Here is a 14,160-nt window from a genome sequence, read left to right as displayed (position 1 = left end):
CGCTTGGCGCGGCTCAGACGCAGTGCGGCGCGGGGGTGGCCTTCACCAGGCCGTAGTCCGCGCGCGGGTCCAGCAGCAGCGGGACCAGCTTCCCGGCTTCCTGGTGGCGCGGCACGATCCGGCCGCCGGGCACCGGCACCGAGAAGATGCCGTGCAGGCCCAGCACCTCGCGGTGCGCGGCGAACTGCTCGGCGGTCAGCCGGTACCCGCAGGCCGGGTTCTTTTCCACGTCCTCGGGCTTGGCCGGCTCGTTGTCCGCGCCGCCGAAGTAGACCGGGCCCTGGCCGAGCACCGCGGCCAGCCTGCTCTTGGCCACCGCCAGCTGGATCGGCGCCCAGCGGTCGGCGACCAGCTTGACCGTGCCCGCGACCGCGGCCAGCTGGCCCTGCACCCGGCGGCGCTGGTTGAGCGCGGGATCGGCGGCCTCGGCCGCGTCCTTGGCGTCCACCTTGGTCTCCAGCAGCATGCCGACCGCGTGCTTGAGGCCCGCGGTGTTGCGCAGGATGCGCTCCTGGCCGTCACCGGCGACCTGGCGGATCGGCTTGCCGGTCACCGGGTCGGTCCAGATGCCGTACTCGCCGGTGGTCTGCCCCGCGCGCTCCACGTGTGGCTTGGCGTAGTCCTGGGACAGCGCGACGGACTCCTCGTGCAGGTGGCCGTCCACGTTGAGGTTGCGGGACCACAGGTACAGCACGTCCTTGTCGTAGACCTTGGGCGTGGCGCCGTACTCGTGCAGGTCGTGGATGACCTCCGGCCGGTAGTCCTTGATCACCTTGGCCAGTGCCTTCGCCTCCGGGGAGACCAGCAGCAGGTGGTCGCGGTTGATGTCCACGCCCTTGGCGTTGGTGCGGGTGTCCGCGGCCCGCCCGTCCGGGTTGGCGGTGGGCACGAACAGGTACCGCACCTTGGGGTCCGCGCGCTGGAAGGCCAGGTCGCGCAGCTTGCTCAGGCAGCCCTCGCGGCCGGAGGGCTCGTCGCCGTGCTGGGAGCAGATGAACAGCACGGTGCTGATGGCGTGCGCGGGGCCGACCCGGACCAGGTTGATCGGGCGGCCCTGCACGCTCTCGCCGATGCGGGAGACGGTGGTGTGGCGGCTCGCCCTGTCCACGGCGGCGAGGAAGGCCTGCTCCTCGTCCAGGCCGGTCCAGCTGGCGCCGTTGGTCTGCTCGAAGCCGGTGCGCGGCGGGGCGGGCGCCGCGGTCGCGGCGGGTGTGACGAGGCCAAGGGCGGCTGTGGTCAGCGCGGCCAGGGCGATGAGTCGACGCACGTGACTCCTCGGTGGGTTCGGGTGAGGCCCCCAGTGAGCCCCGGCCCGAACCCATCACCGTCACCCGATCGTGTCAACCGTCATTCGTTGCCGGGCGGCGGCCGCGGTGCGGTTCCAGTCCCGCCAGCCGCGGATCACCAGCACCGCGAACACGAGGTAGACCAGCGCGGAGAACCACAGCCCGGACATCAGCTGCAAGGGCACGCCGACCGCGTCCACGGCCAGCCACACCAGCCAGAACTCGACCAGCCCGTAGGCCTGCGCGCCGTAGGCGACCAGGGTGCCGATGAAGATCCACGCGTCCGGCCACGGCGCCCAGGAGGCGTCCAGCGCGTCCAGCAGCAGCGCGAAACCGGTGGTGCCGACCAGCATCAGGCCGACCATCACCAGGCGTTCGGTGGTGGTGGCCGCGCGCACCGCGACGCCGAAGACCGGGTCGCGGCGGCGGGTCCAGGCCCACCAGCCGTAGAGCGCGATGGCCAGCACCGCGACCTGCCGGGTGGCCAGGCCGCCGAGCTGGGCGGAGAGGTAGACGCTGAACAGCAGCACCGCGGTGACGATCTGCACCGGCCAGGTCCACAGGGTGCGGCGCTGGGCCAGGAAGACCACGGCCAGCGCGCCCAGTTGGCCGATCAGCTCGGCGTAGGCGACCCGTTGGCCGAAGAACTCGAACCCGTGGTCCATCAGGAACCGCATCTGCCTCTCCCCACAGTCCAGGCCCCCGGGCCTGCTTCTGGGAACGGCGACGCGACACCGGCGTGCGGACTCAGACGTCAGCGCACGCGGGCGCGCGTGCGCTGCCTCCCATCCGGACTGTCACCGTCGGCCACGGAATTTCACCGTGTCAACCGCCGGCTGGCTGCCGGCGGGTCGCGGGCTTTCACCGCCGGCTCGGATTTTCACCGACCCCGGAGCGCACGACACTTCTGCTCTGGCCAACACTGTCCTCCCCCGTCGCTATTCCGCCCAGGGGATAGTGACCTGAAAGACTGTTCGCGTTCATCTGCGACCGCCAGGGTTGAGCCATGCGCAACCTGCTGGTCCCCCCAGTTGTCGCCCTGCTCGTGCTCGGCTTGCCCGGCCTCGCGAACGCCGGGCCCGGCACCGTCGTCCCCGTCGCCCAGACCCCGCCGTTCGTCGACGATCCCAGCGGCGTCCCGCCCAACTCCAACGCCGACGACCCGGCGATCTGGACGCACCCGTCCCGGCGGGAGCACAGCGTGGTGCTCGGCACGCTCAAGGAGGGCGGCCTGGCCGCCTTCGACCTCGCGGGCAAGCAGTTGCAGCTGGTGGCCGCGCCACCGCCGCCGCGGGCCGGGGCCGCGCCCGGCCGGTTCAACAACGTGGACCTGCTGGGCGACCTGGCCTTCGTCAGCGACCGCGGCCGGGACCGGGTGCGGGTGTACCGGGTCGACCCGCGCGGCGCGGCGGCCGGGAAACAGGTGCTCACCGACGTGACCGCGGCGGAGACGCCCAGGGTGTTCAGCGCGACCGAGGCCGAGGTGGACGAGCAGCGCACCGCCTACGGCCTGGCCGCCGGCACCGACCGGGGCGTCCCGCTGGTGGTGGCCAGCCGCCGCCACGAGACCCGGCTGGCCCTGCTCACCCCGGTGCGCACCGGCGCCGGCGTCAGCGTGCGCCAATTGTCCACTGTGGACATCCCGGCCAGCTTCCGGCTGCCGGACGGCAAGACCTGGACTCCGTGCGCCGAGCCGGGTGAGCGGCCGCAGCTGGAGGGCATGGTGATCGACTCCCGGCACCGGGTGCTCTACGCCGCCCAGGAGGATGTCGGCATCTGGCGGATCCCGTTGTCCGCCAAGGGCTTCGGCCAGCCGGAGCTGATCGACCGGGTGCGCGAGTTCGGGGTGCCGGCCAAGTACGACGAGCAGACCGAGGAGTGCGTGCCGGACGGCCCGGACCCCGGCTTCGGCGGCAAGTGGCTGACCGCGGACGCCGAGGGGCTGACCATCGCCGACGCCGGCGAGGGCGAGGGCGAGGGCGAGGGACAGCTGGTCGCCTCCAGCCAGGGTGACTCGCGGTTCGTGGTCTACGACCGGGTCAAGCCGGGCAAGGTGCTCGGCACTTTCCGGGTGCGCGAGGGGCACGGGCGGGACTCGGTGGAGCACTCCGACGGGGCGGCCGTGGTGACCACGCCGCTGCCCGGATACCCGGCCGGGCTGCTCGTGGTGCACGACGGAGAGCGGAAACCGGTGGCCACCGATCCCTCTGGCGAGGAACTGGAGACCACCGGTTTCGCTTACCTGAGCTGGAAAGACGTGCTGGCGTCGCTGGCGCGCTGAGCTACTGCGCGGGCGGCATCGGCGGGATCGGCGTGCCGGCCGGCGGGGTCGGGTCGTTGTTCGGCGGCGGCCCCGGCGGCGTTGAGGTGCCCGGCGCGGGAGCGGGGTTGCGGCCAGCCGCGGCCTCGCTCTCGATCCGGCTCAGCCAGCGGCCCCAGCGGTCCTGCATCGGCCGGATCAGGCCGCCGCCGACGCCGACCACCAGGATGCCGCCGACCGTGGCCAGCACCGTGATCAGCACCGGCAGGGTGACCGCGGTGGCGATGCCGAGCTGGTTCAGCGCGGCGATCACACCCAGCGCCAGGATGAAGACGTAGGTGATGCCGCGCAGCAGCGGGGTGAACGGGCGGGCGCCGAGCGCGGCGCTGACCATGTCCCGCACCACCCTGGCGATGGCCGCGGCCACCAGCAGCAGCACGATCGCCACGACGATCCGCGGCAGGTAGCTGACGATGTCGGTGAGCAGCTGGCTCACCGCGTTGCCGGTGCCGAAGGCGCTGAAGGCCAGTTGCAGTGCGATCAGCAGGACGAAGTAGTAGACGAGCTTGACGATGATCTCGGCGGCGTCCACCCGCTGGCTGGCCAGCAGCGAGCCCACGCCCGCCTTGTCGGCCAGCCGGTTGAAGCCGGTCTTGCGCAGCAGCAACGAGACCACCTTGGCCAGCGCCTTGGCGATCAGCCAGCCGACCAACAGGATCAGCAAGAAGCCGAAGAGCTTCGGCACAAATGTCGCCACCATGGACCACGCGTCCGCGAGTCCCCGGCGTAGTTCGCCACCCACGACTTCCTCCTCTGTCCGCGACGGCTTGTCGCTACCGGAGTTGATCGTGGGCTGGTTGGGCTAAACCAGCAAGGCACCACACAGACCCGATAGGAGTAATGGACTGGCCCGAACGGCCCTGACCGTCCACAGTAGAACTACCGGTGGGGACCGGAGGGATGAGAAGGCCCGGCGCGAGCGCCGGGCCTTCTCCTTTTTTTGTTGTCTCAGCGATGAATCAGAACGGCAGGTTGGTCACCTTGTTGGCCACCGCGGCCGCGCGCACCTTCTCCGCCAGCGCGGACGGCGGGGTGGGCGCGGACCGGCGGGACCGCGCGGACTCGGTGTCGGCCGGCACGTCCGGACGCGGGGTGCCCGCGCAGATCACCCGGCTCGGCGGCAGCACGCCGTCGACCAGGTACCGGTTCACGTGCTCGTCCACGCAGGTGTTGCCGCCGAGGGCGTACAGGCCGTGGCGGCCCTCGTCGGCCACCGAGATCAGGTGGTTCTCCAGCCGCTCGGCCATGGCCGGGCCGCCGTCGTAGTGGGTCTGGGTGTCGCCGTCGGCCTGGATCACCAGACCGGTCTGGTAGCCCTTGCGCTTGAGCTTGACCGGCTGCTCCGGCGGGGTGAAGGAGCGGAAGGTGCAGGTGCGCGGCGCGGCGCGGCCGACGCCGAGGCCGTAGGGGTAGCGGTCCCGGAACTCGCGCATGTCCTGGTAGTAGGTGTTGAGGTCGGCCGGCCAGTCCGCCTCGCAGGTCACCGTGTCGAACACGCCGGCCCGCAGCTGCGCCAGGCCGAGCGCGGCCAGTTCCTTGCCCGCCTTGACCGCCTCGGCGAACTCGGCGGAACCCGGCTGGAAGTCCCGGAAGTACTTCACGTCCTCGGCCAGGAACTCCCAGTTGAACCGGTACCGCGCGCCGCCGCCCATGCCCGCGTCGAACTGGGTGCGGTCGAAGCCGTCCACCGGCTTGGCGTGCAGCTTGGCCGCCACCTGCTCGACCGTGGCCAGCACCTCGGCCTTGGTCTTGCCGATGCCGAAGCGGTTGTTGCGCTGCCCGGCCCACTCGGCCCACAGGTCCACGTTCTCCCGGAAGGCCACCGACTGGCGCTTGAACTGCTCCCGCCAGATCCACTCCGGGTGCACCGCGGAGTCCAGCACGCTGCGGTCCAGCTGCTTGGGGAACAGGCTGCCGTAGACCGCGCCGAGGTAGGTGCCGTAGGAGTAGCCGACGTAGTTGAGCTTCTTCTCCCCCAGCACGCCGCGGATGACGTCCATGTCGCGGGCGGTGTTGGGCGTGTTGACGTGCTTGCGCAGCGCGCCACCGGCCTTGCGGCAGGCTTCCTCGCTCTGCCGGGCGCTGGCCGCCCAGGCCGGGAAGTCCTTGTCCTCCGGGCGGGAGTTCAGCTTGTGCAGGTCGGTGGTGACCTCGCAGCTGAGCAGGGTGGACTCGTTGACCCCGCGCGGGTCGAAGCCGATCAGGTCGTAGACCTCGGTCAGCGGGGTGCCGTAGAAGTAGGTCGGCATGGCCAGGCCGCTGCCGCCGGGACCACCGGGGTTGGTCAGCAGGATGCCGCGCCGCTTGGCCGGGTCGCCGGCCTTGAGTCTGCTCACCGACAGCGAGATCTTCTCCTGCTTGGGCTTGCGGTAGTCCAGCGGCACCACCAGGGTGGCGCAGTCCAGCCCGGTGTTGAACTTGCACGGCTGCCAGTTCGGGACCTGGCCGTAGAACTCCTTGAGCGCGGCCGGGTTGGCCGTCTCGGCCGCGTCGGCCGCCGAGGTCGCGGTCACGACCTGGGTGCCGAGCAGCCCGAGCAGCGCCAGCGTCAGCGCGGCCGCTCGCGACCACCTGCCGCGGATGGCGGTTGTGCTACGCACAGTGGAACCTCCTGCATCGCCTGTGCCCCTTTCGGGCGAGCAGCTCGTTCCTACCGACGGGTGAGCAGGGAAAACAGGGCGAACTGGCCGCACATTAATCTGGGATTTTCCCCGTATAGAAGGTCCCCCGACTGTAGTAACGCTCAGCGTGCGCCTGAGTACCGGCCCGACGTGGGATTCTGGGCGGCATGAGCACCGAGGCCGGGCCGGGCACGCATCCGCCGGAGCTGTCGCCGGCCACCCTGCGCGGACTGGAGCGCGCCTCCGGTGACCTGGCCGCGGCCAGCATCGCCGCGATGGACTCCCAGCTGCCCTGGTTCCGCCGGATGCCCGCCGACCAGCGGGCCAGCGTGCTGCTGGTGATCCAGACCGGCGCGGCCAACTTCGTGGAGTGGCTGCGCGATCCCCGGCAGGCCATCCGGCTGACCGCGGAGGCCTTCCGCGCCGCGCCGCGCGACATCTCCCGCTGGGTCAGCCTGCGGCAGACCGTGGAGCTGGTCCGGATCGCCATCGACCAACTGGAGCAGCAGCTGCCGATACTGGGCAGGGACACCGCGGAGCGGAGCTGGCTGACCGAGGCGGTGCTGCGCTACGGCCGGGAGATCGCCTTCGCCGCGGCCACCTCCTACGCCGCCGCGGCCGAGGCCAGGGGCGCCTGGGACGCCCGGCTGGAAGCGCTGATGGTGGACGGCATCGTGCGTGGCGACGCCGAGGAGTCGCTGCTCTCCCGGGCCGCCGCGCTCGGCTGGGACCTGGCCGCCGAGGCCACCGTGCTGGTCGGCAACCCGGCCAGCGACGACCCGCCCGCGGTGGTCTTCGACGTGCGCAGCCGGGCCGCCCGCACCGGGCGCGCGGTGCTGCTCGGCGTGCAGGGCTCCCGGCTGGTGGTGGTGCTCGGCGGGCCGGTGGCCGGGTCCACCGGGCACGACGTGCTGGCCAAGATGGCCGAGGCCTTCGGCGACGGGCCGGTGGTGGCCGGGCCGACCGTGCCCAGCCTGGCCGAGGCGCACCACAGCGCGGCCGACGCCATCTCCGGGCTGCGCGCGGTGGTCGGCTGGCCCGCCGCGCCGCGGCCGGTGCGCTCCGGCGAGCTGCTGCCCGAGCGCGCGCTGGCCGGGGACCCGGAGGCGGAGCGGCAGCTGGTGGAGCGGGTGGTGCGGCCGCTGGTGGAGGCCGGCGGCTCACTGCTGGAGACGGTGGAGGCCTACCTGGAGGCCGGTGGCGTGCTGGAGAGCTGCGCGCGGACCTTGTTCGTGCACTCCAACACGGTGCGGTACCGGCTGCGCCGGGTGGCCGAGATCACCGGGCACAACGCCACCGACCCGAGGGACGCGCTGGTGCTGCGGGTGGCCCTGGCGGTCGGGCGGCTGGCCAGGGCTCGCGGGCTCTGGTGATCCCGGTCTCACCACTCACCCGTTCGGTCTAGCCAGCGGGCGGAGTTTCTAGCGCTGACCACAATGAAACAGACATATGCGGGGCGGTTTTTGCTCACCGCTTGTAGACACTCCACAAACAGAGCCCCCGAAGTTAGTTCCCGGCGGCATGCCAGCGGACCCCCCGGAGCGTGTTCAGTTACCGACGTGATCGCGCTCCTCGCTCCCGGACAGGGCTCGCAGTCCCCCGGCATGTTCGGCCCCTGGCTGGAACTGCCCGGCACTGCCGAGCGGCTGTCCCACTGGTCCGAGCTGACCGGGCTGGACCTGGTCCGCCTCGGCACCACGGCGAGCGCCGAAGAGATCAAGGACACGTCGGTGACCCAGCCACTGGTGGTGGCCCTGGCGCTGCTGGCGTACGAAGAGTTGGCCCGCCGGGTCGAGTTGCCCACCGACGTCCCGGTTGCCGGCCACTCGGTCGGTGAGCTCGCCGCCGCAGCAGTTGGTGGCGTGCTCACCGCCGATGACGCCGTCGCGCTGGCCGCGGTGCGCGGGGCCGAGATGGCCGCCGCGTGCGCGCTCGAACCGACCGGCATGGTCGCCGTGATGGGCGGCGTGGAATCCGAGGTCCTCGCGCGGATCGAGGAGCTCGGCCTGGTTCCCGCCAACCGCAACGGCGCCGGGCAGATCGTGGCGGCGGGCAGCCTGGCCGGGCTGGACAAGCTGCTCGCGGACGCGCCCGAGCGGGCGCGGGTCAAGGCGCTGCCGGTGGCGGGCGCCTTCCACACCCACTACATGGCCCCCGCGGCCGAGGCGCTGCGCGCCCGCGCCGCCTCGGTGGCGGTGAACAACGTCACGCGCCCCTTGTTGTCCAACGCCGAAGGCGCTGTGCTCCCTGTGGGCACCGACGGTGCCGATGTGCTTGGCCGGCTGGTCACCCAGGTGACCTCGCCGGTGCGTTGGGACGCCTGCATGACCACCCTCGGCACTCAGGGGGTCACCGCGGTCGTCGAGCTGCCTCCGGCCGGGACGCTGAGCGGACTGGTCAAGCGGGAGCTTCCCGACCTGACGCGGCTCCCCCTGAAGTCCCCGGCCGACCTCGACAAGGCGGCCGACCTGTTCGCCGGTGGTGCGGCGTGAGCAACGAGGAGCGACCAACGATGCAGCTGGCCCCCGGCCCGGTCGGCACCAGGATCATCGGACTGGGCAGCCACCAGGGCGACCGCGTGGTGACCAACGACGACATCGCCAAGCTGGTGGACACCTCCGACGAGTGGATCCAGAGCCGGGTCGGCATCAAGACCCGCAGGCTCGCCCGCGAGGACCAGTCGCTGACCGACATGGCGGTCGAGGCCGGCAAGAAGGCCGTCGCGAACTCCGGGCTGAACCCCGATGACATCGACACGGTCATCATCGCCACCTGCACCATGCCCAGCACCATCCCCAACGCCGCGGCCCAGGTCGCCGCGCGGATCGGGGTCGGCCGGGCCGGCGCCTTCGACGTGAACGCGGCCTGCGCGGGCTTCTGCTACGCCATGGCCACCGCCTCGGACCTGGTCCGCGGCGGCTCCTCGCGGTACGCGCTGGTGATCGGCGCCGAGCGCTTCACCGACTGGGTGGACTGGACCGACCGCTCGACCTGCATCATCTTCGCCGACGGCGCGGGCGCCGCGGTGATCGGTCCCTCGGACGAGCCCGCCATCGGGCCGGTGGCCTGGGAGAGCGCCGGCGGTCTGGCCGAGATGATCGGCGTGACCCCGCAGCGCTACCTCTACCAGGAGGGCCAGTCGGTCTTCCGCTGGGCGACCACGGAGAACTGGCCGGTGGCCGAGCGCGCGGTGGAGCTGGCCGGGCTCAAGCTCTCCGACATCGACGCGCTGGTGCCGCACCAGGCGAACCTGCGCATCGTGGAGTCGATCGCCAAGGAGCTGCGTGGCCGGGGCGCCCGCGAGGACCTGGTGGTCGCCCGTGACATCGTCACCAGTGGCAACACCTCCTCCGCCTCGATCCCGATCGCGCTGGACCACATGCGCGAGGCCGGCGAGATCTCCAGTGGCGATGTGCTGCTGCTGATCGGTTTCGGCGCCGGGCTGGTCTCGGCCGGACAGGTGGTCATCTGCCCCTGAGCGCGGGGGCGGGCGCACAACAGACTCCGGGACGGCCGTTGCCGTCCCGGTCGGTGGGTAACTAGAGAGGAACAGCTTCATGGCTTCGGAAAAGGAAATTCTCGACGGCCTCGCGGAGATCATCGAGGAGGTCGCGGGTGTCGACCAGGCCGACGTGGCCGCCGAGAAGTCCTTCGTGGACGACCTGGACATCGACTCGCTGTCCATGGTCGAGGTCGCGGTGCAGGCCGAGGACAAGTTCGGCGTGAAGATCCCGGACGACGAGCTGGTCAACCTGAAGACCGTCGGTGACGCGGTGGCCTACATCTCGAAGAACCAATGACATCTGCTGACGTTGTCGTCACCGGTCTCGGTGCGACGACCCCGCTCGGCGGCGACGTCGCGTCCACCTGGGACGCGATGCTCGCCGGGCGCAGCGGGGTCGGCGAGCTGAAGGCCGACTGGGTGGACAGGTTCGAGCTGGACGTGCGGATCGCCGCCCAGCTCGCTGTCGAGCCCACCGAGGTGCTGACCAGGGTCGAGGCTCGCCGCCTGGACCGGTCGGAGCAGGTCGCGCTGGTCGCCGCCCGCCAGGCGTGGGCGGACGCCGGTTCCCCCGAGGTCGAGCCCGAACGGCTGGCCGTGGTGGTGGGCACCGGCATCGGTGGCGCACTGACCATCCTCGGCCAGGACGACATCCTGGAGCAGTACGGGAAGCGGAAGGTCTCGCCGCTGACCGTGCCGATGCTCATGCCCAACGGCCCCGCGGCCGTGGTCGGGCTTGAGCTGGGTTCCAGGGCCGGGGTGCACGCCCCGGTCTCGGCCTGTGCCTCCGGCGCCGAGGCGATCGCCTGGGCCTGGCGGATGCTCAAGGCCGGGGAGGTCGACGTGGTGGTCTGCGGCGGCGCCGAGGCGAGCATCTGCGCGCTGCCGGTGGCCGGGTTCTCGCAGATGCGGGCGATGAGCACGCGCAACGACGAACCCGAACGGGCCTCCCGCCCGTTCGACCTCGCGCGGGACGGGTTCGTGCTGGGTGAGGGCGCCGGGATCATGGTGCTGGAGCGGGCCGAGTACGCCGCGGCCCGCAAGGCCAAGGTGTACGGCAGGCTGGCCGGTGTCGGCACCACTGCCGACGCCTACCACATCACCGCGCCCGAACCCGAGGGCAAGGGCGCCAGCCGGGCCATCACGGCCGCGCTGCGCACCGGGGGCCTCCAGCCCTCGGACGTGGGACACGTGAACGCGCACGCGACGTCGACCCCGGTCGGCGACGTGGCCGAGGCGGCGGCCATCCGGTCCGCCATCGGCACGCACGCGGTGGTCACCGCGCCGAAGTCCGCGCTGGGTCACCTGCTGGGTGGCTCCGGTGCGGTGGAGGCGATCGCCACCGTGCTCGCGGTCCGCGACGGCCTGATCCCGCCGACGCTGAACCTGGAGAACCTCGACCCCAAGGTCGGGCTGGACGTGGTCTCGGGTGCGCCCCGCCGCGTCAACCTGCACGCCGCCGTGAACGACTCGTTCGGTTTCGGCGGGCACAACGTGGCATTGGCCTTCGCCTCGGTCTGAGCAGCACCTGCCTCAGACCGGGGCGCAAGTCCGTTTCCGCCTCAGCAGACGGTGACCACGGTGCTCTGCGGGGAGCCCTTGTCGATGCGCAGCAGGCGTCCCTCCCAGGCCAGCTGGTAGGTCGAGCGCCAGCGGTTGCAGTCCGAGCGGGCCGAGGCGGGCGACTTCGCCTCGTCCTGGGTGCTGGTGAAGGTCAGCATGATCCGCAGCGTGTTGCCGGGTGAGTTGATCACTCGGCGGACCAGGATGCTGCCGTCCTTGGTGCTGGCGTAGTCCGCCAGCCAGTTCGCGCGCTGGTACTCCAGGGCGACCTTGCTGGTCACGTGCGCGCGCCACTTGTCGAAGTCGCGGTTGTTGATCGCGTCGAAGTAGCCGGTGAGCGTGCTCCTGATGGCGGCGGCGTCCGGGTGCGCGCTGGCGTCCGGGGTGAACTCCACTGTGGACGGTCCGGGCTCCTCGGCGCGCGGCCGGGCCGAGGTGGTGTCGATGACCGCGGGCACCTGGGGGTCCTCGCTGACCCGCGACTCGGCCTGGCGCAGGGTCAGTCCGGCCGCGCCCGCGCCGAGCAGCACCAACCCGACCAGGAACAGCGGCCAGAACCGCCGCAAGCCACCCGAGGCACTCACGCCACCAGGGTGCCACACCGGTCCGACGTCGCTGGTCAGCCCACCCGGTGCAGCCAGGTCACCGGCGCCCCGTCACCGGCCCGCCGGAACGGCTCCAGCGCGTCGTCCCACGCCGCGCCGAGCAGCTCGCCGATCCGGTGCGTCATCGCCTCGGCGGCGCGGTTGGCCGCCATCAGCGTGCGCAGCTGGTCCTCGGTGACCACGATGTCGCCGTTGGCGCTGGTGCGCGCCCGCCACAGGCCCAGACCCGGCACGTGGCAGAACCGCTCGCCGTCCACGCCTGGACTGGGTTCCTCGGTGACCTCGAAGCGGAGCATCGGCCAGGCCCGCAGCGCGGACACCAGCGACGCCCCGGTGCCGGCATCGCCGGTCCAGGCGCACTCGGCGCGCAGCTGTCCCGGCGCCGCCGGTTGGGCGGTCCACTTCAGATCGGCCCGGCCACCCAGGGTGCCCGAGATCGCCCACTCGACGTGCGGACAGACCGCAGACGGCGACGAGTGGACGTAGACAACGCCACTGGTGCATCCCCGTGCGCTCACTGCTGACCTCCGCTACTCGACGAGGGACGTCTTCCCCGCGGCCCTCGTCTTGTGCAACGGACGGTGCGTCGAACGATCGGCGATCACCCGTGCGGTCATTCTGCCCTGCACAACCTCCAATGCGCCAGAAGAACCAACCGACACCCCGATCAGTGTCACCCGGCCGGGGGCCTTCACGCATTGTGTTCAAGAACAGACTGCGATTTGGGTGGTTGCCGGTAACCCAGCGGGGGTCTCCCGCTACGGTTTGAGCCGACCGGAGCAACCGGGACTGGGACGAGTCACGCGCGGAGGTGGTCAGCGTGCGGTTGGTGCGGCTCGGTGACGACCCGTCAGCCCGGGTGGACGGGGTCGAGGCCGACCTGCGCGCGGCGCTGTCGACCTGGGGCGCGGGCACCGACCTGGCCGGCGGGGTCGCGCTGCTGGACTGCACGCCGCCGGGCAGCCTGCGGCCGCTGGACGCGGTGATCGTGCTGCCGCGCGGGGTGATCGTGGTGGTCGGGGTCGACCTGCCCGGCCCCGCGATGAAGCTGGAAGCCCCGTTGCAGGGCCAGTGGAAGGTCGACGGCTGGCCGCTGATCAGGGACGACGGACTGCTCAACCCGGCGGTGGAGGCGCTGTCCGCGGCCTCCGCGCTGACCCAGCGGTTGCAGGCGGAGCGGATCGAGCCGTTACCCGTCTCCACCGTGGTCGCGGTCGGCCCGTACGTGGCCCAGGTGTTGCAGCCCACCGGCGACCTGCACCGCGGCATCAGGGTGCTGCACCCGGCGCCGACCGCGCTGCTGGCCGCGGTGAAGGAGCTGTCCACCTACGAGCGCCCGTGCACCGCGGAGGCGGCCAGGCGGCTGCTGTCCAGTGTGGACCGGCGGACCGCCACGCTGACCGCCGGCGAGCTGGTCGCGGAGGGCTTCGCCGACTCGGTGAGTCCGGATCTGGCCAGCGCCAGCACCATGCTCATCCCCCGCTTCACCGCCGACGGCCGCCCCGCTCCCCCGCGCCCGGCCGCGCCGAAGCCCAAGTCCAGGCGCCCGCCGTGGCTGGCGCTGGGCGGCCTGGCCGTGGCCGGGCTGGCCCTGGTGCTGCTGATCGGCACCGTGGCCCGCTCCTGCGGCAGCGAGACCCCCCAGTCCGGCGGCAGCGGCGCGGTCTCCGCGCTGCACAGCCCGGAGCCGCCGGAGTCCACTGTGGACGGCCTGGACTTCGTGCCGCGCGGCTCGTCGCGGGAGACCGACTGCGGGCCCAGGGCCTTCGGCCAGGTGCAGCAGTGGCTGCGGGAGAACCCGTGCACCGCGCTGGTGCGCAGCCTGTTCGAGGTCAACGAGGAGCGCAAGGCCGCGGTGTCGGTGGTGGTGGTCAGCTTCGCCGACGCGGTGCAGGCCGAGCGGTTCCAGTCGCTGGCCGACGACGAGCAGAGCGGCGGGGTGACCGAGCTGCTGCGCGAGGGCCGCAGCTGGCCGGGCGGGCCCAGCTCGTTCGCGCAGGCGGTGTCCTCGACCTCGCGGGACGGTTCCCGGGTGCGGATCGTGCGCGCGGTGTGGGTGGGTCAGGAGACCAAGCCGACCGATGTGGTGCTGCAAGGCATCGCGGAACGCGCGCTGCGGCTGCCGCTGCCGGGCTAGGTCGTGTCCGCACAGTCCCGTCTGCGAGAGTCGTGATCGGTTCGGCCGCTGGCGGGACGGCCGGGACGCCCTCATACCGGACGTATTCGGGCGTTTCGGCCGTGCCGCCAGCGGCCGAACCGGCGC

General features: G+C 72.0%; 13 protein-coding genes and 1 riboswitch. Of the genes, 7 read left to right on the top strand and 6 right to left on the bottom strand.

Annotated elements, in window-relative coordinates; genetic code table 11:
- Positions 1-13: 13 nt before the first annotated feature.
- A complete protein-coding gene (locus M8C13_RS18660) occupies positions 14-1,267 on the bottom strand; it encodes a M14 family metallocarboxypeptidase (protein WP_252481897.1) in 1,254 nt (417 codons plus the stop codon).
- A 60-nt stretch (positions 1,268-1,327) separates the two neighbouring features.
- Positions 1,328-1,963 (bottom strand): nicotinamide mononucleotide transporter family protein, encoded by a 636-nt coding sequence (locus M8C13_RS18655; RefSeq protein ID WP_252481896.1) that lies wholly within the window; start codon positions 1,961-1,963, stop codon positions 1,328-1,330.
- A 96-nt stretch (positions 1,964-2,059) separates the two neighbouring features.
- Positions 2,060-2,188: riboswitch (FMN riboswitch) on the bottom strand.
- Positions 2,189-2,292: 104 nt separating this feature from the next.
- On the opposite strand from M8C13_RS18655, the gene M8C13_RS18650 reads away from it, so the two are divergent.
- Positions 2,293-3,567 carry a phytase gene (locus M8C13_RS18650; protein ID WP_252481895.1) on the top strand — a complete coding sequence of 425 codons (1,275 nt, stop codon included), beginning with the start codon at positions 2,293-2,295 and terminating at the stop codon, positions 3,565-3,567.
- 1 nt (position 3,568) lies between these two features.
- Here M8C13_RS18650 and M8C13_RS18645 read toward each other — a convergent pair whose 3' ends face one another.
- Both M8C13_RS18645 and M8C13_RS18640 read right to left on the bottom strand, forming a co-directional pair.
- A complete protein-coding gene (locus M8C13_RS18645; protein ID WP_252481894.1) occupies positions 3,569-4,348 on the bottom strand; it encodes a hypothetical protein in 780 nt (259 codons plus the stop codon).
- A gap of 217 nt (positions 4,349-4,565) precedes the next feature.
- A complete protein-coding gene (locus tag M8C13_RS18640) occupies positions 4,566-6,206 on the bottom strand; it encodes an alpha/beta fold hydrolase (protein WP_252481893.1) in 1,641 nt (546 codons plus the stop codon).
- 188 nt (positions 6,207-6,394) lie between these two features.
- Between M8C13_RS18640 and M8C13_RS18635 the strand changes: the two genes are divergently transcribed.
- From M8C13_RS18635 to M8C13_RS18615, 5 genes are all read left to right on the top strand, one after another.
- Positions 6,395-7,600, top strand: coding sequence for a CdaR family transcriptional regulator (locus M8C13_RS18635; RefSeq protein ID WP_252481892.1), 1,206 nt, complete (start codon positions 6,395-6,397; stop codon positions 7,598-7,600).
- A 231-nt stretch (positions 7,601-7,831) separates the two neighbouring features.
- Entirely contained in the window at positions 7,832-8,719 is an 888-nt protein-coding gene (locus tag M8C13_RS18630) for an ACP S-malonyltransferase (RefSeq protein WP_374213092.1), read from the top strand.
- 20 nt (positions 8,720-8,739) lie between these two features.
- Positions 8,740-9,705 carry a beta-ketoacyl-ACP synthase III gene (locus M8C13_RS18625; RefSeq protein ID WP_252481956.1) on the top strand — a complete coding sequence of 322 codons (966 nt, stop codon included), beginning with the start codon at positions 8,740-8,742 and terminating at the stop codon, positions 9,703-9,705.
- Between the two features lie 79 nt (positions 9,706-9,784).
- Positions 9,785-10,027, top strand: a complete 243-nt coding sequence (locus M8C13_RS18620) for an acyl carrier protein (protein ID WP_252481890.1) — start codon at positions 9,785-9,787, stop codon at positions 10,025-10,027.
- Positions 10,024-11,250 (top strand): beta-ketoacyl synthase, encoded by a 1,227-nt coding sequence (locus M8C13_RS18615; RefSeq protein WP_252481889.1) that lies wholly within the window; start codon positions 10,024-10,026, stop codon positions 11,248-11,250. Before M8C13_RS18620 ends, M8C13_RS18615 begins: the two co-directional genes overlap by 4 nt.
- A 41-nt stretch (positions 11,251-11,291) precedes the next feature.
- Here the strand turns inward: M8C13_RS18615 and M8C13_RS18610 are convergent, their stop codons facing one another.
- On the bottom strand, positions 11,292-11,876 hold the full coding sequence (locus M8C13_RS18610; protein ID WP_252481888.1) for a hypothetical protein: 585 nt from the start codon (positions 11,874-11,876) through the stop codon (positions 11,292-11,294).
- 35 nt (positions 11,877-11,911) lie between these two features.
- Positions 11,912-12,415 carry a DUF3145 domain-containing protein gene (locus M8C13_RS18605; protein ID WP_252481887.1) on the bottom strand — a complete coding sequence of 168 codons (504 nt, stop codon included), beginning with the start codon at positions 12,413-12,415 and terminating at the stop codon, positions 11,912-11,914.
- A gap of 302 nt (positions 12,416-12,717) precedes the next feature.
- Between M8C13_RS18605 and M8C13_RS18600 the strand changes: the two genes are divergently transcribed.
- The gene (locus M8C13_RS18600) at positions 12,718-14,034 is read left to right on the top strand and encodes a hypothetical protein (protein ID WP_252481886.1); all 1,317 of its coding nucleotides are present in this window, start codon (positions 12,718-12,720) and stop codon (positions 14,032-14,034) included.
- Positions 14,035-14,160 lie beyond the last annotated feature (126 nt).

Source organism: Crossiella sp. SN42, assembly GCF_023897065.1.
GTDB lineage: Bacteria > Actinomycetota > Actinomycetes > Mycobacteriales > Pseudonocardiaceae > Crossiella.
The sequence above is the reverse complement of the archived record's forward strand: the minus strand, read 5'-3'. Positions and strand labels throughout refer to the sequence as shown.